The sequence below is a fragment of the Ichthyenterobacterium magnum genome, from assembly GCF_003610635.1.
Taxonomy (GTDB): Bacteria; Bacteroidota; Bacteroidia; order Flavobacteriales; family Flavobacteriaceae; genus Ichthyenterobacterium; species Ichthyenterobacterium magnum.
Map to the genome: position 1 here is coordinate 31,941 of NZ_RAQJ01000002.1, position 20,026 is coordinate 51,966.

The window sequence follows — 20,026 nt, forward strand, 5'->3', positions numbered from 1 at the left end:
TATTAAAGCTTAATCTTTACTTGTTCTGTTTTGTCAATAGTATAAGTATGTGAAAAGCCTAAAATTTTATATTTAATATCACCTACATATTGTACTTTAAGTTTTTGACTAATTAAACTTCCAATTAAGCCACTAATACTTTTACCACTAAAAATGCTATCTGCTGGAATATTTGCTTTTAAAGGAATAGAAAATTCTTTTTTAGCAGGTACTTTAAAACTTTCTGTACTTACAGATGCCATTTCATTATCGTTAACAAAAACTTTAATACCATCAGTTTTTAGTTGGCCACTAATATCATTTGGGTTTATAAATAATGCATCTGCCGTTAGTGTTACATAGTCTTTTGTAGACTCTAATACTTTTATGTTTTCAACTCTTAAAAATTCTGGTTTTTCATTTACTGAACAGGCAAAAAAAACCAAAGCTATTGTTGATAAGATTATAAGCTTCTTCATTATATTTTTTTTAGAATTAGTGTATCTTCACAACACAAAAATAGTATAATAAAGTGAGCAAAGAGCATATAGTTATAAGAGAAATTGAGCATAAAGACAATGCGCAAATTGAAGCTATTATCAAAGCTTGTTTTCATGAGTTTAATATCCCTTTAGAAGGTACGGCTTATGAAGATGCTGAAACACCATTAATGTATGAGTCTAATCAAGGAGATAAAGAAGTGTACTTTGTTATAGCTAATGAAAATGAGGTTTTTGGCGGCGGCGGAATTAAGCATTTAAAAGCTAATGATGATAATGTGTGTGAGCTTCAAAAAATGTATTTTTCACCTAAAATTAGAGGTCAGGGATTTGGTAAAACAATGTTTGAAAAGTGTATGCAAGCCGCAAAAACTTTTGGTTATGAAACCTGTTATTTAGAGTCTGCTTCTCAGCTAAAAGCAGCAATACATATTTATGAATCGTCTGGGTTTAAACACTTAGATAGACCTCTTGGCAATACAGGGCATTATGCTTGTGGTGTTTGGATGATAAAAACACTACTATGATTTTAAAATCTTTAAGAACTTATTTTAATAACGAACTATTGGGTTATTATCCAGAAACAGAGATCCAATCCTTTTTTAATTTGTTGACTGAGCATATTTTAAAAATGAAACGTATAGACGTTTCATTAAATTTATACATGTTGGTTTCAGGGAAGAAGTATGATAAATATCAAAATGCTATTAATGGTTTGCAAGCATATAAACCAATACAGTACATATTAGGGGAAACAGAATTTTATGGATTGCCTTTTAAAGTTGATAACTCTGTGTTGATTCCTAGACCAGAAACCGAAGAACTTGTAGATTGGATTATTAAGGAAAATAAATTAAAAGAGAATATTTCTATTTTAGATATTGGTACAGGAAGTGGTTGTATTGCTATTACATTAGCAAAGCATTTGCCTCATGCAAAAATCTATGCATTAGATATTAGTAAAGAAGCTTTAAAAACAGCTAATAGTAATGCTAAGTTAAATAAAGTAGACGTTGAATTTATTGAAGCCGATGCCCTCGATTTTATTATTGAAAATATTGAGTTTGATATCATAGTATCTAATCCACCTTATGTAAGAGAAAAGGAAAAGAGTGCAATGAAACCAAATGTGTTACAACATGAACCTCATTTAGCTTTATTTGTAGAAGATGATGATGCGTTAGTGTTTTATAGAAAAATTGCAGAACAATCTCATAATTTATTAAAGCCTAACGGACAATTATATTTTGAGATTAATCAATATTTAGCAAATGATATAAAACTTCTATTGGAGAAGCAACATTTCAAAGCTATAGAATTAAAGCAAGATATTTTTGGTAATGATAGAATGGTAAAAGGAATAAAGAGTTAATGAGAGTTTTTATATTCATATTTGCTTTAATACTTGTCTTTGCTTGTAATCAATCTGAAAAAAAGGCAGATACAATAATAAAAGATGAGGTAGAAAATAATAGTGTTTTCATCGAAAGTTTTAAAAAGGACTTTTTAGCAAGGGTTGGTTTTATGAAATTAAAGAAACCATACTTAATTTCATCAAGAATATTCGATACATATCATTTACTTTCTAAAGAGCAATTGAATATTCTAAAAGTTCATGAGATTTTCAAATCTAATAATGTAAACTCAAAATTTGGAATGGCTCTAGATATTGGGTTTAGTAAAGATTTTAAATCTTTTGTTATTTATCAATATGACGAAAATAAACAGATGCTGTATAAACTTGCTAATTACACAAATGATTACAAGTTTATTGATGCAATAGATGTTTCATATTTTGATTTAACTAAAAAAATGAACGCAACAGAAACTTACGTTTACAATAATAGGTTGTTTGTTCATAATAAAGATAATTTCCAGGATATTGAGTATTACTTAAACAGTGACGGAACTTTTAAAAAAAAACCATTGCCAATCACTTTTAATTACTTGCCTTTAATAGAATATAGCGATTTTGAAGTGTATAAAAACACTTTTGAGCAGCGTGTTGTTAAAGCTAAAAATGGATTAATAATTAGAGATTCTTTGGGTAATAAGCTAGGTAAGTTTAATTATTTAGAAACTATTTCTGTTTTAGAGTACTCTAAAGATAAAATTGAGATTGATAATAATGGAAAGCCTATTATCGGTCAAAAGGCAAAAGTTATAATTAACCCAGAAGAACTAAATAAAGAGGAGAATTTTTATCTGCATAATTCAAACATTGGTTATGTGTTTGATGGGTTTTTATTTGAAAATGCTACAACAGGTAATGATGATTATCGTTACGAAGGCTTGAGTATTAATAAAAAGCATTTAATACCGTTTAATTTAAGTGAGTTGTTAGAAGTTGAAGAGGTAAACATAGATAACTACCTAAATAAAGTTATAAAAAAGCCTAATATTAAAGATGTTACTAGTCGTTATAAACAAGGCAAGCTAGTTACTATAAAAGCCGTAAACGGAAAGCAGCTGCAATTTAAAGATACAACTTACCAATCAGAATATAGTCCAACAAAAACCTTTTATGTAAGTGAAGATTCAAATTTCGAGAATGCTTTTATTATAAATTCTCAAATGATTTTTATGTATCAGCACTTTGATTTTTTTAATAAAAAAAATGGTGAGTTGTTAGATACTTATATAGGCGGCTATCCACATATGTCTCCAGATAAATCATACATTGTGTCTGTAGATTATGATGCCGAATGCCCTAATCAAAGAACACTTTTTATAGATAAAATAGTTAATAATAAGATTATTAAAACTCTAGAAATACATTATGATATAGAGGAGTATAAACATCTAAGTTTTGTGAAAAACAAAACTAAAAATGAAATTTTTTGGCTAAGTAATAATGAGTTTGTGTTTAAATTTTGGGGAGCAACAGGGTGTTATTCAGATAGCGATAACTATTTTTATTATAGATATAAAATTAAAGAGCATTTATTAGATTTGTTAGAGGTTAAATAAGAATGAGCATAGAATTAAAAATAAACGAATTAAGAGAAGAGTTAAGAGCGCATAACTACAATTATTATGTTTTAGATAATCCAATAATTTCTGATTATGAGTTTGATGTTAAACTAAAAGAACTTCAAACTTTAGAAAAAAAACATCCAGAATTTTATGATGCTAATTCTCCAACATTAAGAGTAGGAGGCGAGATTACTAAAAATTTTGAAACTATTGTTCATGAATACAGAATGTATTCTTTAGATAATTCATATTCTAAAGAAGACTTATTAGATTGGGAAAAGCGTATAAAAAAGATTGTAGATGGAGATATACAATATACTTGCGAACTTAAGTATGATGGCGCTTCAATTAGTTTAACCTATGAGAACGGAAGTTTATTAAAAGCAGTTACTCGAGGTGATGGTACGCAAGGAGATAATGTTACCGCTAATATTAAAACCATAAAATCTGTGCCATTACAGTTAAAAGGTGATTATCCACAAAAGTTTGATATAAGAGGCGAAATTGTTTTGCCTTTTAAGGGTTTTAATAAAATGAATGAAGAACGTATTGAAGCTGGAGAAGAACCTTATCGTAATCCTAGAAACACAGCTTCTGGAAGCTTAAAACTTCAAGATAGCGCAGAAGTAGCTAAGCGTCCACTAGAATGTTTACTTTATAATATTACAGGAAATAATCTAAATATAAACACGCAATTTGAAAGTTTACAAAAAGCAAGAGAAATGGGTTTTAAAGTCCCTAAAGCTGCTAAGCTAGTTCATACCATCGATGCTGTTTTTGAGTTTATTAATTATTGGGATGTGCATCGTCATGATTTACCATACGAAACAGATGGTGTAGTAATTAAGGTAAATAATTTGCAGCAGCAAGATGAGTTAGGTTATACTGCCAAAGCGCCTCGTTGGGCAATTGCATATAAATTTAAAGCAGAACAGGTATCTACGCGTTTAAATAGTATCTCATATCAAGTTGGGCGTACTGGAGCTATTACTCCAGTTGCCAATTTAGAACCTGTAGAGTTGGCAGGAACAACAGTTAAAAGAGCTTCATTGCATAATGCAGACCAGATTGAAAAATTAGATATTAGAGTAGGAGATGAGGTGTTTGTCGAAAAAGGAGGTGAAATAATCCCTAAAATAGTTGCTGTAGATTTAAGTAAACGTAAAGAAAATTCTCAGCCTGTACAATATATAAGTACATGTCCTGAGTGCGAAACAGAATTGATAAGGCAAGAAGGAGATGCTAAGCATTATTGCCCAAATTATAATGGGTGTAATCCTCAAATCATTGGTCGTATTCAGCATTTTATATCAAGAAAAGCAATGGATATTGATGGTCTTGGTGGTGAAACAGTTGCGCTTTTGGTAAAAGAAGGCTTGATTTCTAATTATTCAGACTTGTATGAGCTGACTAAAGAGCAAGTGATTCCGCTAGAACGTATGGCAGAAAAAAGCGCAGAAAATTTAGTTAAAGGTATACATAGTTCTAAACAGATACCGTTTGAGCGCTTATTGTTTGCATTAGGTATTAGATATGTTGGAGAAACAGTTGCTAAAAAATTGGCTAAACACTATAAAACTATTGAAGCTTTATCTCAAGCTACTATTATAGATTTGGTTTCTGTTGATGAAATTGGTGAAAGAATTGCAGAAAGCGTAGTAGAGTTTTTCGGCAATGAAGAAAATAGACATATTATTATACGTTTAAAAGCCTTTGGATTGCAATTTGAGCTGTCAGCTGAAAAGTTGGCAAATCAAACAGATATACTTAAAGGATTAGCTTTTGTAGTTTCTGGTGTTTTTGAAACTATTTCTAGAAATGAACTTAAAAAACTTATTGAAGATAATGGTGGTAAAGTAGCATCATCTATTTCTTCTAAAACCAATTTTGTAGTTGCTGGAGATAAAATGGGACCAAGTAAGCGTAACAAAGCAGAATCACTTAATATCCCTATTATAACCGAGCAAGAGTTTTTAAGTAAATTGGTGTAAATTCCTACTTTTTATATTATTTTATCGATTAAATGCAATTTTATACGTTTAATTGTAAAATTATTATATATTTGTCTCAGATATAATAGTTTAACAAATGCAAACAAAGCAAATTTTAATTCCCTTTTTAGTTGTTCTAAGTGTAGTTTTTTTGGGATTTCAATTTTTTGAATATGAAGTTGAAGCTTCAGGAGTACGTACATTGGCATTACTTACACTAACTGCTTTGTATGTTAATACTGTAAGGCATAAACGTTTTTTCTTTTTTATGTTTTTAATCTTTTTTACTCTAGCAGAAATTCTAGGGTTTATTTCTTGGTATGTTTTAATTGATTATGATGCATCTATAGATTATTTTTATTACGCTAGTAATATTTTGTATATAATGTCTTATATATTCCTTATAATTAGAGTTATTAAAGACATGAATTTTAGAGCAGTAGTCTCTAAGTTACCAATTCAAATATTGTTATTATTAATACTAGATGTGTTTTGTGTATTAATTGTAACAGGTACTACTAAAGGACAATTGAGTTTTTATGAGTATTCTTTAGAGTTTGTATATAATACAGTAATAATGGTGCTATTATCTTTGGCACTAATAAGTTACATGTATAGAGATGATAAAAAATCTATGAACTTATTAATTGGATCAATCTTTATTGTTTTTTCTGAAGTTATTCAGCTTGCCTATTTTTATGTATCAGACAGTATTATGCTTAATGTTATTTGTTCGGTTTGCTTTGTATTTGCATTTTTGTTTTTTTACTTGCAATCAATACTTGTGCATACAGAACAATTTGAACCTATTAGAGAAAAATTAAAAGTTTAGTTTTTTGCCAATAAACGGAATGGTCTTTCTGTAAATAAATAGCAGTATTAAAGCTAATAAAAATGTAATTACAGCAGTTATAAATAATACGCCTCCATCATTGTTTACTTCAATACCTAATTGTGTTAAGTGCATCATAATTGCTCCACCAATAATACCAATAGTTAAAACTGCTCCAGACCAAACAGTTTTAGGAATTAATAATAAAATTCCTGCGATAAGTTCTAAAACCCCAATGCCAATTCTTCCGTAAGGTTCTAAGCCTACTTGTGTGAAAATGTAAACACTATCTGGGTGAGCAGAAAATTTAAAACGTAAGGTTTGAATTAAAATAACCGCTACTATAATTCGTAAAGCCAAAGGAATATGTTTTTTCATTTATTTGAATTTAATAATGCTTTAGACGAAACTATTAAGTTAAACTATTTATGCAATCAAATTTTAACAAAATAATCGATGAAACGCATTGATTAATCGTTTAAACTCGTATTTTTTTATATATTTGTAATACCTACTTATGAATTCTACCATGAAAAAATTGGTTACAATAGCACCAAATAGAGTTTTGGTTGTTGTACTATTTGCTATGATAATTTTATCATTTTATGCTTCTTATTATGAAAGCATTATGATACCAAAAGTCATTAAGCTTATAACAACTACTTTATTACTTACATTTTTCTTTTGTCAAAAGAATAGAATTGCAAATGTATTTTTTACAATATTTATACTCTTTTTTTTAGGAGATGTTTTTTCGGTGTTTAATTTTGGGCTTTTGGCTTTAAAATTATCTAATGCATTTTATATAGGTAGTTATTTACTACTCGTTTTTATTTTATTTGGTAGATTAAAACACGTTAAGTTTGAAGGTTTAGTATCTGTTTATTTAGTGTTAGTTTTAACATTAAACACTTATTTTTTATATGTATTGTATAATATTGCTAAGGAGAGTTTGGTTGATGATGTTAGTATAGTGTTATATGTGCTTAGTGGTATTGCATTAATTGGTTTGGTGTTTTTTGCATTTGCTGTGTATTTAAGTAGAGAGACATCGCAATCAATTATATTTTTGATAATGGCATTCTGTTTAGCCTTTTCTGATGTGCTTGGTTATGTTTGCGATATGTATGTGTATTACTGGCTTTTTGAAACCTTTGAGAGAGTGCTTCATATTATTGGGCTATACTTATTTTATATTTATGTATTTAATCATCATTCTAGGTTAATAAATAGTGAACATACTAATGCTAGTGTATTAAATAAATCTGGTGGAGATAGTTTAGCCTATTAAACAATTATAGACGTTCCGTTTGCAGCTTTGTTTTTGTCTGCATCAAAATGAAAATCTATTCTTCCTAAATTTATTCCGTAACATCCAACTTGATTTACCAACGTGTTTTTGCCTTCTAAGTTTTTAACTACAGTTGGTTTCTTTAAAAATGTATGTGTATGTCCGCCAATAAATAAATCTATATCTTTAGTTTTTCCTGCGAGCTTTAAATCACTAATTTTTTCTGGTCTATTTCTGTAGTTATACCCTAAATGAGATAAGCAAATTATAAGGTCGCATTTTTCATCTTCTTTTAATATTCTACTCATTTCTTGAGCAGTTTCAGTAGGATCTAGATAAACAGTTTCTTTATACATTTTTTTATCTACTAAGCCATGCAATTCTATGCCTAAACCAAATACGCCAATTTTTATTCCGCCTTTAATAAATGTCTTATATGGTTTTACATGCGTATCTAAAATAGTATTTGTGAAGTCATAATTTGCAGAAACAAAATCAAATTTTGCATGTGGTAATTGTGCATATAAACCATCAATACCATTATCGAAATCATGGTTGCCTATTGTTGCTAAATCATATTTAAGCATACTCATGAGTTTAAATTCTAACTCACCACCATAATAATTAAAATATGGAGTACCTTGAAAAATATCACCAGCATCTAAAAGAAGTGTATTAGGATTGTTTTTTCTTATTGATTCAATTAACGTTGCACGTCTAGCAACACCACCTTGATTGGGGTTTCTGCCATCATTTGGGCCAAAAGAATCTATATGACTATGTACATCATTAGTATGTAAAATTGTAATTGTTTTCGATGTAGTAGAAAAGGATTGTAACCCAATTCCGCTTAGACCAATTAAAGCTGAAGCAGCTGCTGTTTGTTGTATAAACTCTCTTCTTTTCATGGCTTAGTTTTTTAACTGGATAAAGCGATTGTCAATAACTGGTCTTAAAGTATCAGTTTCTGAGAAATAATCAATAAGTACATTTCTAATTTTATAATCTAATACGTAAAGACTATCATTAGTTTTAAAGAAATTCATTCGGTCTCCGCCATTATATAAATAATCGTTAGTGGCAACAAAATATGTTTTATTTACATCTATAGGTTTATCATTAACAAAAGCAGATTGTAAAAGCGTGTCTTTATCGAGCGTAATTTTTAATTTAGAAATTGGATGTGCGCGTTTTGCTTTAACAAGATAGTTTACTAATTCTTTTACTTGTTGTCCTTTAAGCTCTACAACAACAACAGAATTGTCAAAAGGCATAACTTCGTAAGCGGTTCGTTTGCTAATATTACCTTTAGAAATAATAGCTCTAATACCACCATGATTAAGTAATACCATATCTATATCTTTACCAGTTCTAGATTTGAAAATTGGATTAGACTCTTGGTAAACTGCATCTGCCATCATATTACCAATGGCTGTATTATACTCGCCATCAGTTTTTGAGTAGGTATCAACAGCATAAGCAAGTATGCTATCGAGGTTGTTATTAACATGTTCTCTATAAGGCTTTATAAATGCTTCAATTTCTGTACTCTGTTTAATGCTATCACTTATATTTATTTGTTTGCCTTCAACTTTATGAAGATACATATCTTGCTTGCAAGAACTTAAAAAAGCAATGCAAAGTATTACGATAAGAAATTTAAAATTCATTAGATTATTATAAGGTGTTAACAAAAACTTGAAGTCACTTTTTACTACATTTGTATAAAGCATAAATATAAATGATTTTTAAGGCATTTAAAGAAAAATCAAATCAAAAATATATCAATAAATTGTTAAATGCTCGAAGAGTAGCAGTTAGTAATACTAAAATTGATTCTGTTGGTGTAATTTTGCATCTGAGTGAGTTTTCAGATTTTGAAGCTTTTAGAGCTTACTTTAAATCCTTAAATATTCAACATGCAAAGCTTAAAATTATTGCTTTTGTTGAAGATAGTAAAGACGCAAACCTGCTTTGGGATACTTATTTTAACCCTAAAGATTTTGGTTGGAAAGGCAAAGTCAATAATATAGATTTACAAACATTTATAGATACTAAGTTTGATGCCCTAATTAGTTATTATAAAGATGATGTATTAGAACTTAATCTAATAACGGCACTATCAAAAGCTAATTTTAAAGTAGGGTTAACAACTAAAGATGATAGATTATACGATTTAATGATAGATGTTAGCCCTAAAAATTTTAAGCTTTTTAAAACAGAATTAACAAAATACTTAACAGTACTAAATAAAATATAATGACAAAATTTCGAGGCACTGGAGTTGCCATAATTACACCATTTAATGATGATTTAACAGTAGATTACAAAGCGTTATCTAACTTAGTTAATTATAATATTGAAAACGGAATAGATTATATTGTAATAAGTGGTACTACAGGAGAAAGTGTAACAATAACGAGCCAAGAAAAGAAAACTATAGTTGCTACTATTATTGAAACAAATAACGGCAGAGTGCCATTGGTTTTAGGAATTGGGGGCAACAATACTGCACAGGTAATAGAAGAGATAAAAGCTACAGATTTTACTGGTATTGACGCTATTTTATCTGTATCTCCTTATTATAGTAAACCTACGCAAGAAGGCATTTACCAACATTTCAAAGCAATTTCTCAAGCTTCGCCTGTTTCAATAATATTATATAATGTTCCTGGACGCACGTCGTCTAATATGTTACCAGAAACAACACTACGATTAGCTAAAGATTTCCAAAACATTATAGCAGTAAAAGAAGCTGGAAATAATGTGCATCAATATTTAAAATTACTTCGTGATAAGCCAGATGATTTTTTAGTGATTTCTGGAGATGATGATTTGGTACTTGGTGTGGTTTTAGCTGGAGGATCAGGTGTGATTTCTGTTTTGGGTCAAGCATTGCCAAAACAATTTACTAAAATGATAAATCTTGGGTTAGAAGGTAAAGCCAAAGAAGCGTATGATATACACTTTAATTTAATGGACATAACAAGTCTTATTTTTAAAGAAAATAATCCGGCCGGAATTAAAGCAACTCTTGAAGCTTTAGGGTTGTCAAAATCTACTGTTAGATTACCTTTAGTTTCTGCAACTAATGATTTAAAACTAGAGATAAAAGAAGCCTTACAAAAACTTAATTAAAAGGCTAAAAGTTAAATATTACTTAAACATACTTATAGCCTAAAATCAACTGTTATTTTAGCATCAAATTTTTGTTTTTATAATACGTTATAAATACGTACTTTTGCAATCTGTTTTTTATTTATGAAGAATTTAATTTATATACTTTTAATAGCTGTTGTTTTTTCATCGTGTAGTGAGTTTCAAAAAGCACTAAAATCTGAAGATACAGCAACCAAATTTAAGTTAGGAACTGAACTTTACGAGCAAGGAAAATATAGTAAGGCTCATCGCTTGTTTGCTCAAATAGTACCTAATTATGCAGGTAAACCTCAAGCAGAAAAGTTAATGTTTATGTATGCTAATTCATCATATATGATGAAAGATTACTATATATCTGGGCATCAATTTGAACGCTTTGAAAACAGATATTCTAAAAGTGAAAAGGTAGAAGAAGCTTCTTTTTTATCGGCAAAGAGTTATTATCACTTATCACCAGTTTATAGTAAAGAACAACAAGAAACTAAAGAAGCTTTAGAGAAATTGCAGCTGTTTATAAACAAATATCCAGACTCTAAACTTTTACCAGAAGCGAACAAGCTTATAAAAGAGTTAGACTATAAATTAGAAAAGAAAGCTTTTGAAATAGCAAAGCAGTATAATAAAATAGCCTACTTTGAATCTTCAGATTATGAAGCAGCAATAAAAGCATTCGATAATTTTTTAGCAGATTACCCAGGAACTAGCTTTAGAGAACAAGCTATGTTTTATAGATTAGATTCTGCTTATAGATTAGGTATTAATAGCATAGAGTCTAAAAAGCAAAAAAGACTTGATATAGCTTTAGGTTATTTTAATGCTTTTAAAAGATATTATGGCGAATCTGAATTAATTGAAGATGCCGAAAAAATGAACCAAGACATGCTATCAGCATTAGAAAAATACAATACAAAAAGTTAATTATATACCAATTATGGATTTAAAAAAGACAAACGCTCCAGTAACTTCTTTAACATACGACAGAAATGTAATTGATGCGCCAACAGATAATATCTATGAGGCTATCTCTGTAATTTCAAAAAGAGCAGAGCAGATTAATACAGATATCCGTAGAGAGTTAGTTGATAAGTTAGAAGAATTTGCAACTTACAATGACAGTCTAGAAGAAATTTTTGAAAACAAAGAGCAAATAGAAGTGTCTAAGTTTTACGAAAAATTACCAAAACCACATGCACTTGCAGTACAAGAGTGGTTAGACGATAAAATCTATTACAGAAATACAGACGACGACGTTAAGGAACAATAATAAGATGTCAATATTAAGCGGCAAAAATATACTCTTAGGCATCACTGCTGGTATTGCTGCTTACAAGACAGCTAGTCTCGTTAGACTATTTATAAAAGCAGGCGCAAACGTAAAGGTAGTTATGACGCCTGCTTCAAAAGACTTCATTACACCTTTAACGCTTTCAACACTTTCTAAAAACCCAGTTCATTCTTTATTTACAAATGAAGATGATGATAACGCTGTTTGGAATAACCATGTAGAATTAGGGCTTTGGGCAGATGTATTTGTTATAGCTCCAGCAACAGCAAATACCATGTCTAAAATGGCAAACGGAACGTGTGATAATTTGTTGTTAGCTACATATCTATCTGCAAAATGTCCTGTGTATTTTGCTCCAGCAATGGATTTAGATATGTATAAGCATCCATCTACTTTAAGTTCTTTTAAAAAACTAAATGCATTTGGTAATGTTATGATTCCTGCAACCAGTGGAGAATTAGCAAGTGGTTTAGTAGGCGAAGGCAGAATGGCTGAGCCTGAAGATATCGTAGTATTTATAGAAAATGATATTTTAGATAAACTTCCGTTACGCGGAAAAAAGATACTAATTACAGCTGGACCAACATACGAAGCCATAGATCCAGTACGATTTATAGGTAATCATTCTAGTGGTAAAATGGGGTTTGAAATAGCAAAAGCATCAGCAAATTTAGGTGCTGAGGTTATTTTGGTTTCTGGACCAACACATCAAACAGTTTCGCATAGTTTAATTAATGTTATTAAGGTTACCAGTGCTTCAGAAATGTATGATGAAGCTCATAAATACTTTAATGCAGTAGATATTGCTATCCTTTCTGCAGCAGTAGCAGATTATAGACCAAAAAATGTTTCAGATAAAAAAATAAAAAAGAAGGAAACAACGTTTACTATTGAGTTAGAGAAAACCAAAGATATTTTAAAATCATTGGGAGCAATTAAAAAACAACAGTTTCTTGTTGGTTTTGCGTTAGAAACTAATAATGAATTAGAACATGCTAAAGGTAAACTAGAATCTAAAAATTTAAATTTAATTGTATTAAATTCTTTAAACGATAAAGGAGCAGGTTTTGGTGGTTCGACAAATAAAGTTACTTTTATAACAGATACTAAAGATGTTATTGAACATCAATTAAAATCTAAAGCAGAAGTTGCTTCAGATGTATTGCAACAAATATTAAAACAAATAGATGCGTAATAGTATAATTTTTATAGCACTTTTATTTTTAACTAATGCTTTTGCTCAAGAGCTCAACTGCAATGTTGTAGTAAATGCACAGCAAACTGGTAATGAGAATGTGCAAGTTTTTAAAACGTTAGAACGTCAATTACAAGAATTTGTAAGTAATACTAAATGGACAGATAATACCTATAAACCACAAGAGCGCATTGACTGTAATATTATTATAAATGTAAGTGATTATAGTGGCGATAATTTTAAAGCTGAGCTTCAAGTACAATCGTCTCGACCAGTTTATAACTCTTCATACGAAACACCTATTTATAATTTTAGTGATGAGAATTTTTCTTTTAAATATTTAGAGTTTCAGAATCTAGTATTTAATTCAGCACAGTTTGAATCTAATTTAGTTTCAGTTTTAGCATTTCATATTTATATGATTTTTGGCTTAGATGCCGATACATTTTCTCTTAAAGGTGGAGATAAGTACTTAAAGCAAGCACAAACAATTTTAAATTACTCACAACAAGGAAACTATAAAGGTTGGAAATTAGAAGATGGTAACAGAACACGATTTACACTTATAGATAACATATTATCACCAACGTTTAAAGAGTATAGAAGTGCTATGTATAATTACCATAGAAATGGGTTAGATGTAATGAATAGTGATGCTAAAGAAGGAAAACAGCAAATAGCATCAACTATATTAAGTCTTGTTGATATGAACAGAAGACGACCTAACTCTCTTATGATGCGAGTGTTTTTTGATGCAAAAGCAGAAGAAATAGAAAGCGTTTTTAGTGATGGACCAAGTGTGAACATTTCTGAGGTAATAGATGTACTTAATAAAGTGGCTCCAACACATGCTTCTAAATGGAGAACAATAAATTACTAAGATTTTTACTGTAATAGTTTAAAAGCAGAATACTGCCAACATTATGTTGACAACACTTACCATAAAAAACTACGCTCTTATTGATGACTTACAAGTTAGTTTCAATAACGGTCTTACTATAATTACAGGAGAAACTGGTGCAGGAAAATCAATTCTTTTAGGAGGTTTATCACTTATTTTAGGAAAGCGTGCAGACTTAAGTACAATAAAAGACACCTCGAAAAAATGTGTAATAGAAGCTACTTTTGATATTGCAAATTATAATTTGAAGTCTTTATTTAAAACAGAAGATTTAGATTATGAAGCACTAACTATAATTAGAAGAGAAATTTTACCATCAGGTAAGTCTCGAGCATTTATAAATGATACACCTGTTAATTTAAACAGTTTGCAAGTTTTAGGAGAACACCTTTTAGATATACATTCACAACATCAAACACTACAATTAACAAATGATATTTTTCAGTTTCAAGTTATAGATGCTTTAGCAAAAAATGAAACCGTATTAGAAAGCTATTCAGCAAAACTTTCACAATTTAAAACTCTTAAATCTGAATTGGTCATGCTTCAAAATATAAAAGCTGAAGCAATTAAAGAATTAGATTATAATACTTTTTTATTAAAAGAATTAGAAGACGCTAAATTGATTGATGGAGACTTAGAAGTCTTAGAAGCAGAATATGAAACTTTAAATAATATTGAAGAAATTAAAGACAAACTTTCTGCATCTCACCAGTTATTAAGTAGTGATGATATAGGTGTAATTACTAGTTTAACCGAAATTAAAAACCAACTCTCCAAACTAACTAGTTATGCACCACATTACAATTCAATCTATGAGCGTGTAAATAGTAGTTTAATTGAGTTGGACGATATTTTTGCAGATATAGAAAACCTTCAATCGCAATTAGAAGCAGACCCTAATCGATTAGATGTTGTTAATAGTAAACTTCAAGTATTACACAATCTTTTTCAGAAACATCAAGTATCTGTTATAGCAGAGCTTATAAGCATTAGAGACACATTAAGTAATAAAGTATTTGAAACAGAGAATTTAGATGCAACACTTTCTAAAAAAGAGACAGAACTAGAATCTTTAAAAAAGCAATTGGAGAAAGATGCTTTTAAATTAAATACCAATAGAGTAAAAATAATTCCGCAATTAATTGTGCAGTTAAAAGAGATACTTTCAACGTTGGGAATGCCCAATGCTAATTTTAAAATAGAACTTAAACCATCAGATGCATTTTTATTTAATGGTACAGATGAGTTACAATTTTTGTTTTCGGCAAATAAAGGAGGTTCATTTAACGAATTGAAAAAAGCAGCTTCTGGAGGCGAGCTGTCAAGAATTATGTTGGCAATTAAATTAATACTTTCAAAATACATACAATTACCAACAATTATGTTTGATGAAATCGACACAGGAGTTTCTGGTGAGGTTTCAAATAAGATGGCAGCAACAATGCAGCAAATGAGTAAGACCATGCAAGTATTTACTATTACGCATTTACCACAAATTGCAGCTAAAGGCGATACACATTACAAAGTGTATAAAGAAGATGTTGATAATCGAACACATACACAACTTAAGCAGTTAACATCTGAAGAACGTATTGTTGAAATTGCACAAATGCTTGGTGGTGTAAATATTTCAACATCTGCAATTGCACATGCAAAGCAATTACTAAATTAAAAAATAACTTCTCAATATTAATTATCGAGATATCATATAAACTGTCATTCCTACTTTTGTTGGAATCTAAAAAAAATAGAAATTCATTAGAATTTTTAATTTAATACTATCTTTGCTAAACTTTTAAAACTAATCAACTTATACACATATAATATGTCATACAACTTACTAAAAGGAAAACGAGGAATTATATTCGGAGCATTAGATGCTAATTCAATTGCATGGAAAACAGCCGAACGCGTTCATGAAGAAGGCGGAACATTTGTATTAACTAATGCACCAGTTGCTATGCGAATGGGACAAATTAATAAACTTGCAGAACAAACAGGTTCGCAAATTATTCCTGCCGATGCAACATCAGAAGAAGACCTTAAAAACCTTGTAGAGCAATCTATGGAAATACTTGGTGGTAAAATAGACTTTGTATTACATTCTATAGGCATGTCAATAAATGTTAGAAAAGGAAAGCATTATACAGACCAAAATTATGCTTGGACTCAAAAAGGAACAGATGTATCTGCAATGTCGTTTCATAAAGTAATGCAAACACTTTATAAAGCAGATGCTATGAACGAATGGGGAAGCATAGTTGCTTTAACTTACATGGCAGCACAACGTGTATTTCCAGATTATAATGATATGGCAGATAATAAAGCGTATTTAGAAAGTATTGCGCGTAGCTTTGGCTATTTCTTTGGTAGAGATAAAAAAGTGAGAGTAAATACCATTTCACAATCACCAACGCCAACAACAGCTGGTAGCGGCGTAAAAGGGTTTGATGGGTTTATAGCTTATGCCGAAAAAATGTCGCCATTAGGTAACGCAACAGCTTTAGACTGTGCTAATTATACAGTATCCTTGTTTAGTGACCTTACCAAACGTGTAACATTACAAAATTTATTTCATGATGGAGGTTTTAGTAATATGGGCGTTAGTGATGCAGTTATGGACACCTTTATAGAAGAGTAAATACTCCTTAATCTGTAAGATAAATAAGAACTCGTTAAGTAATTTAGCGAGTTTTTTTTGATTATAATAATGATGGTTTTCAGGACATTTACCTTACAAACGATATAGCAAATGCAAATATTCTGTACCATAATAATGGAGATGGTACTTTTTCTAATACAGCACAACAAGCTAATGCAGATAGTATTATTGATGCCATGTCGACCACTATTGGCGATTTTAATAATGACGGTTGGTTTGATATTTATGTAACAAATACACCTAGCGGAAATGTACTTTTAAAGAATACACAAAACGGAACATTTACAGATATAGCAGATGGTTCTGGTACAGCTTTTACCAGTGTTGGTTGGGGCGCTGCATTTTTAGATGCCGAAAATGATATGAACTTAGATTTATATGTAAGTGGAGAATTAAATATCCAAGGTCTTAGTCAGTTACTAGCAGCATTTTATGAGCAAGTATCTAATGAAACCTTTTTAATGTCTAGTGATAATGGGTTTTTAAATGATGCCTATAAAAGTTATTCAAACGCAATTGGAGATACAGATAATGATGGCTATCCAGAAATTGTTGTAAATAATTCTAATAATGAGTCCCTTTCTCTTTGGAAAAATAATTCTAATACTACCAATAATTGACTTAAGATAAGATTAGAAGGTACGGTGAGTAATAAAGATTGTATAGGTTCACTAATAGAAGTTTCTGTTAATAACAGCAGTCAGCATAGATACACACTTTGTGGAGAAGGATATATAGCGCAAAATTCCTTAACAGAGTTTTTTGGATTGGCACAAAACACAGAAGTCGATTATGTTAAAGTTACTTGGTTAAGTGGGATTGAAGATTATTTTTATAATATACAAGCTAATCAAGTATTTAATATAATAGAGGGTAATGGTACATTATCAATAAATAGTTTAAATAAGCAGTCAACTTCAGTTTTTCCAAATCCAGTGAAAGATAAACTGATTTTAAAGTCAAAAAAACAAATTACAAAAGTTCAAATAATTAGCCAGTTAGGTGAGATAGTTTTCTCAATGTCTAGTATTAATGATGAAACTGTAGAAATTTATGATTTAAATAAACATGAATCAGGAATAAACTTCTTAAAAGTTTTTTTTGATACAGACACTTATATACATAAGTTTATTAAGGATTAAATAATAATTTAATAATATACTTTAATTTCAGAAATGAACCTCTTATAAGATAGATGCGAAATAATTAAGTAATTTACTCAGTTTTTTTCTATAATAACATTTCTTAACTTTGATTATATTTAATTTTAATAATTATATTTTTAAATGAAACGCGTCTTATTTATTATTTTATTTTTTGTTGCATTATTTGCTAATTCACAAATATTTTTCGAAGATAAGTCTTCAAATTTAGGTTTAATTGATGGTGGAGGAATTACAGATTTAGGAAATGGAATAAGCTTTGTTGATTTTGATAATGACGGATGGGATGATATAACAATAGCATCTGGGAATAATGAGCCGCTTAGGTTCTATAAAAATAATCAAGGAACTTTTGTTGAAGTAAATTTACTTGTGCCATCAATCAACTACCAAACTAGAGCAACTAATTGGGTAGATATTGATAATGATGGAGATAAAGATTTATACGTTACTAGTGATACAAATGGGAACAGGTTATATGAAAATACTGGAAATTTAACGTTTATTGATATTACACAAAACTCTGGTTTGCCTCAAAGCAATATACTTACATATGGAACTTCTTGGGGAGATATCAATAATGATGGCTATTTAGATATATATATATCTAATAGAACATTTAATACAGATATAATTAATCATTTATTTAAAAACGATGGGGATGGAACATTTACAGATGTAACCATATCTTCAGGGTTAAATACGGATCACGAGTTAACTTTCTGTTCTGGTTTTTTTGATTTTAATAATGATGGTTGGCAAGATTTATACATAGCTAATGATAAAACCGATTCTAATTTACTCTATAAGAATAATGGTGATGGAACTTTTTCAGATGTAAGTCTATCATCTGGAACTGATATTGTAATTGACGCTATGTCTGTTACTGTTGATGATTTTAATAATGACGGTTTCTTTGATATTTATATCACTAATACACCACATAGCGAAACTGCACCAAATGGGGGAAATGTTTTTTTGAGAAATAACGGAGATGAAACCTTTACAAATATTGCAATAGCATCAGGAACTTTTTTTGATAGCTTTGCTTGGGGAGCAGTTTTTTTTGATGCCGACAATGATATGGATTTAGATTTATATGTTAGTGGGATGCTAGATGGGTCGGTTGCTGGATTCTTGCCAGCTGCATTTTATCAAAATGAAGGAAATGAGACTTTTATTCAACCCACAAATATTGGATTTGTAGGCGATACAAAAAGTAGTTTTTCAAATGCAATTGGAGACGTCAATAATGACGGCAAAACAGATGTCGTTGTTTTCAATAATAATGATACACCATTTGTTTGGATGAATCAAACCACAACATCAAATAATTATTTGGCAATTAAACTTGAAGGCGTTAGTAGTAATGAAGATGGTATTGGTTCTGTTATTGAAGTTGGTGTTAATGGAGGGAAGCAGTATAGATATACAATGTGTGGAGAAGGTTATTTGTCCCAAAATTCTTCAAAAGAAATATTTGGGCTAGGTAATAATACAATAGTAGACTATGTTAAGGTAACATGGTTAAGTGGTACTGTAGATGTGTTATATAATATATCTGCAAATCAAGTATTAAATATTGTAGAAGGATCACATTTACTTTCTAACTCAGAAGATGATTTATCTATTGTAACAATTTTTCCAAACCCAGTTAAAGAATCTTTATTATTTAAATCTCTTAATTTAATTGATAGGATTTATATTTATAATATGTTAGGCCAAGAGTTAATAAGAGTAAATAATGATAAAAATAATTACCTTCTTAGTTTATTAGATTTACAAACCGGAACTTATATAGCAAAAGTTATTGTTAATAATAAAACTAAAATAATTAGATTTATTAAAGAGTAAGTTTAGCCAACATAATATGATTATTCATAATAAAAGGTCAGTTTTGTTTAGGATGACTTAGTAACTAATTTGTTTTGAGTAACTTAATTGATCTTTTAGTTTGCCTAATAATAAAAATGTTAGTTTAACTTAATATCTTTTGTTCTTACCGTGTATTTCATCCTTATTAATTGCATTTAAGCGATTAGATGAAAATCATAACTTTTTCTTAAATAAATATTAATATTTTTATACG

Annotated in this window: 20 protein-coding genes and 1 pseudogene; 17 read left to right on the forward strand and 4 right to left on the reverse strand. The window is 29.6% G+C overall.

Annotated features, from left to right (window positions below):
* Positions 1-2: 2 nt before the first annotated feature.
* Positions 3-458: an LEA type 2 family protein gene (locus BXY80_RS06170; RefSeq protein ID WP_120200398.1), complete on the reverse strand. Its 456-nt coding sequence runs from the start codon at positions 456-458 to the stop codon at positions 3-5.
* Positions 459-511: 53 nt separating this feature from the next.
* Here BXY80_RS06170 and BXY80_RS06175 point away from each other — a divergent pair, with 53 nt between their 5' ends.
* The 5 genes from BXY80_RS06175 to BXY80_RS06195 all read left to right on the forward strand — a co-directional run bounded on the left by BXY80_RS06175 (position 512) and on the right by BXY80_RS06195 (position 6,278).
* Positions 512-1,006 carry a GNAT family N-acetyltransferase gene (locus BXY80_RS06175; RefSeq protein ID WP_120200399.1) on the forward strand — a complete coding sequence of 165 codons (495 nt, stop codon included), beginning with the start codon at positions 512-514 and terminating at the stop codon, positions 1,004-1,006.
* Positions 1,003-1,851, forward strand: a complete 849-nt coding sequence (gene prmC, locus BXY80_RS06180; RefSeq protein ID WP_120200400.1) for a peptide chain release factor N(5)-glutamine methyltransferase — start codon at positions 1,003-1,005, stop codon at positions 1,849-1,851. The genes BXY80_RS06175 and prmC overlap by 4 nt, the downstream gene beginning before the upstream one ends.
* Entirely contained in the window at positions 1,851-3,449 is a 1,599-nt protein-coding gene (locus BXY80_RS06185) for a hypothetical protein (RefSeq protein WP_120200401.1), read from the forward strand. Before prmC ends, BXY80_RS06185 begins: the two co-directional genes overlap by 1 nt.
* A 2-nt stretch (positions 3,450-3,451) precedes the next feature.
* Positions 3,452-5,446, forward strand: a complete 1,995-nt coding sequence (ligA, locus tag BXY80_RS06190; RefSeq protein ID WP_120200402.1) for an NAD-dependent DNA ligase LigA — start codon at positions 3,452-3,454, stop codon at positions 5,444-5,446.
* 97 nt (positions 5,447-5,543) lie between these two features.
* Positions 5,544-6,278, forward strand: a complete 735-nt coding sequence (locus BXY80_RS06195; protein WP_120200403.1) for a hypothetical protein — start codon at positions 5,544-5,546, stop codon at positions 6,276-6,278.
* On the opposite strand, the gene BXY80_RS06200 is transcribed toward BXY80_RS06195, so the two are convergent.
* On the reverse strand, positions 6,267-6,656 hold the full coding sequence (locus tag BXY80_RS06200) for a DoxX family membrane protein (protein ID WP_120200404.1): 390 nt from the start codon (positions 6,654-6,656) through the stop codon (positions 6,267-6,269). The two genes, BXY80_RS06195 and BXY80_RS06200, sit on opposite strands and share 12 nt — an antisense overlap.
* Positions 6,657-6,795: 139 nt before the next feature.
* Here BXY80_RS06200 and BXY80_RS06205 point away from each other — a divergent pair, with 139 nt between their 5' ends.
* Positions 6,796-7,569, forward strand: a complete 774-nt coding sequence (locus BXY80_RS06205; protein ID WP_147376107.1) for a hypothetical protein — start codon at positions 6,796-6,798, stop codon at positions 7,567-7,569.
* On the opposite strand, the gene BXY80_RS06210 is transcribed toward BXY80_RS06205, so the two are convergent.
* Positions 7,566-8,477, reverse strand: coding sequence for a bifunctional metallophosphatase/5'-nucleotidase (locus tag BXY80_RS06210; protein ID WP_120200406.1), 912 nt, complete (start codon positions 8,475-8,477; stop codon positions 7,566-7,568). The genes BXY80_RS06205 and BXY80_RS06210 overlap by 4 nt on opposite strands.
* A gap of 3 nt (positions 8,478-8,480) precedes the next feature.
* On the reverse strand, positions 8,481-9,239 hold the full coding sequence (locus BXY80_RS06215; RefSeq protein ID WP_120200407.1) for a 5'-nucleotidase C-terminal domain-containing protein: 759 nt from the start codon (positions 9,237-9,239) through the stop codon (positions 8,481-8,483).
* Between the two features lie 71 nt (positions 9,240-9,310).
* Between BXY80_RS06215 and BXY80_RS06220 the strand changes: the two genes are divergently transcribed.
* The 11 genes and pseudogenes from BXY80_RS06220 to BXY80_RS06270 all read left to right on the forward strand — a co-directional run bounded on the left by BXY80_RS06220 (position 9,311) and on the right by BXY80_RS06270 (position 19,791).
* Positions 9,311-9,829 (forward strand): DUF6913 domain-containing protein, encoded by a 519-nt coding sequence (locus tag BXY80_RS06220; RefSeq protein WP_120200408.1) that lies wholly within the window; start codon positions 9,311-9,313, stop codon positions 9,827-9,829.
* A complete protein-coding gene (dapA, locus tag BXY80_RS06225; protein ID WP_120200409.1) occupies positions 9,829-10,707 on the forward strand; it encodes a 4-hydroxy-tetrahydrodipicolinate synthase in 879 nt (292 codons plus the stop codon). The genes BXY80_RS06220 and dapA overlap by 1 nt, the downstream gene beginning before the upstream one ends.
* A 123-nt stretch (positions 10,708-10,830) precedes the next feature.
* Positions 10,831-11,646 carry an outer membrane protein assembly factor BamD gene (locus tag BXY80_RS06230; protein WP_120200410.1) on the forward strand — a complete coding sequence of 272 codons (816 nt, stop codon included), beginning with the start codon at positions 10,831-10,833 and terminating at the stop codon, positions 11,644-11,646.
* A gap of 13 nt (positions 11,647-11,659) precedes the next feature.
* Positions 11,660-11,992 (forward strand): DNA-directed RNA polymerase subunit omega, encoded by a 333-nt coding sequence (locus BXY80_RS06235; RefSeq protein ID WP_120200411.1) that lies wholly within the window; start codon positions 11,660-11,662, stop codon positions 11,990-11,992.
* A gap of 4 nt (positions 11,993-11,996) precedes the next feature.
* On the forward strand, positions 11,997-13,208 hold the full coding sequence (gene coaBC, locus BXY80_RS06240) for a bifunctional phosphopantothenoylcysteine decarboxylase/phosphopantothenate--cysteine ligase CoaBC (protein WP_120200412.1): 1,212 nt from the start codon (positions 11,997-11,999) through the stop codon (positions 13,206-13,208).
* Positions 13,201-14,088 (forward strand): type IX secretion system protein PorD, encoded by an 888-nt coding sequence (gene porD / locus BXY80_RS06245; protein WP_120200413.1) that lies wholly within the window; start codon positions 13,201-13,203, stop codon positions 14,086-14,088. Before coaBC ends, porD begins: the two co-directional genes overlap by 8 nt.
* A gap of 43 nt (positions 14,089-14,131) precedes the next feature.
* Positions 14,132-15,784 carry a DNA repair protein RecN gene (gene recN, locus BXY80_RS06250; protein ID WP_120200414.1) on the forward strand — a complete coding sequence of 551 codons (1,653 nt, stop codon included), beginning with the start codon at positions 14,132-14,134 and terminating at the stop codon, positions 15,782-15,784.
* A gap of 153 nt (positions 15,785-15,937) precedes the next feature.
* Positions 15,938-16,753: an enoyl-ACP reductase FabI gene (locus BXY80_RS06255; RefSeq protein ID WP_120200415.1), complete on the forward strand. Its 816-nt coding sequence runs from the start codon at positions 15,938-15,940 to the stop codon at positions 16,751-16,753.
* Positions 16,754-16,824: 71 nt separating this feature from the next.
* Positions 16,825-17,394 (forward strand): annotated as a pseudogene (locus BXY80_RS06260) (FG-GAP repeat domain-containing protein); the annotation flags it as partial.
* Positions 17,395-17,418: 24 nt separating this feature from the next.
* Entirely contained in the window at positions 17,419-17,916 is a 498-nt protein-coding gene (locus BXY80_RS06265; protein WP_120200417.1) for an ASPIC/UnbV domain-containing protein, read from the forward strand.
* Positions 17,917-18,060: 144 nt separating this feature from the next.
* A complete protein-coding gene (locus tag BXY80_RS06270; RefSeq protein WP_120200418.1) occupies positions 18,061-19,791 on the forward strand; it encodes an FG-GAP-like repeat-containing protein in 1,731 nt (576 codons plus the stop codon).
* The last annotated feature ends 235 nt before the right edge of the window (positions 19,792-20,026 follow it).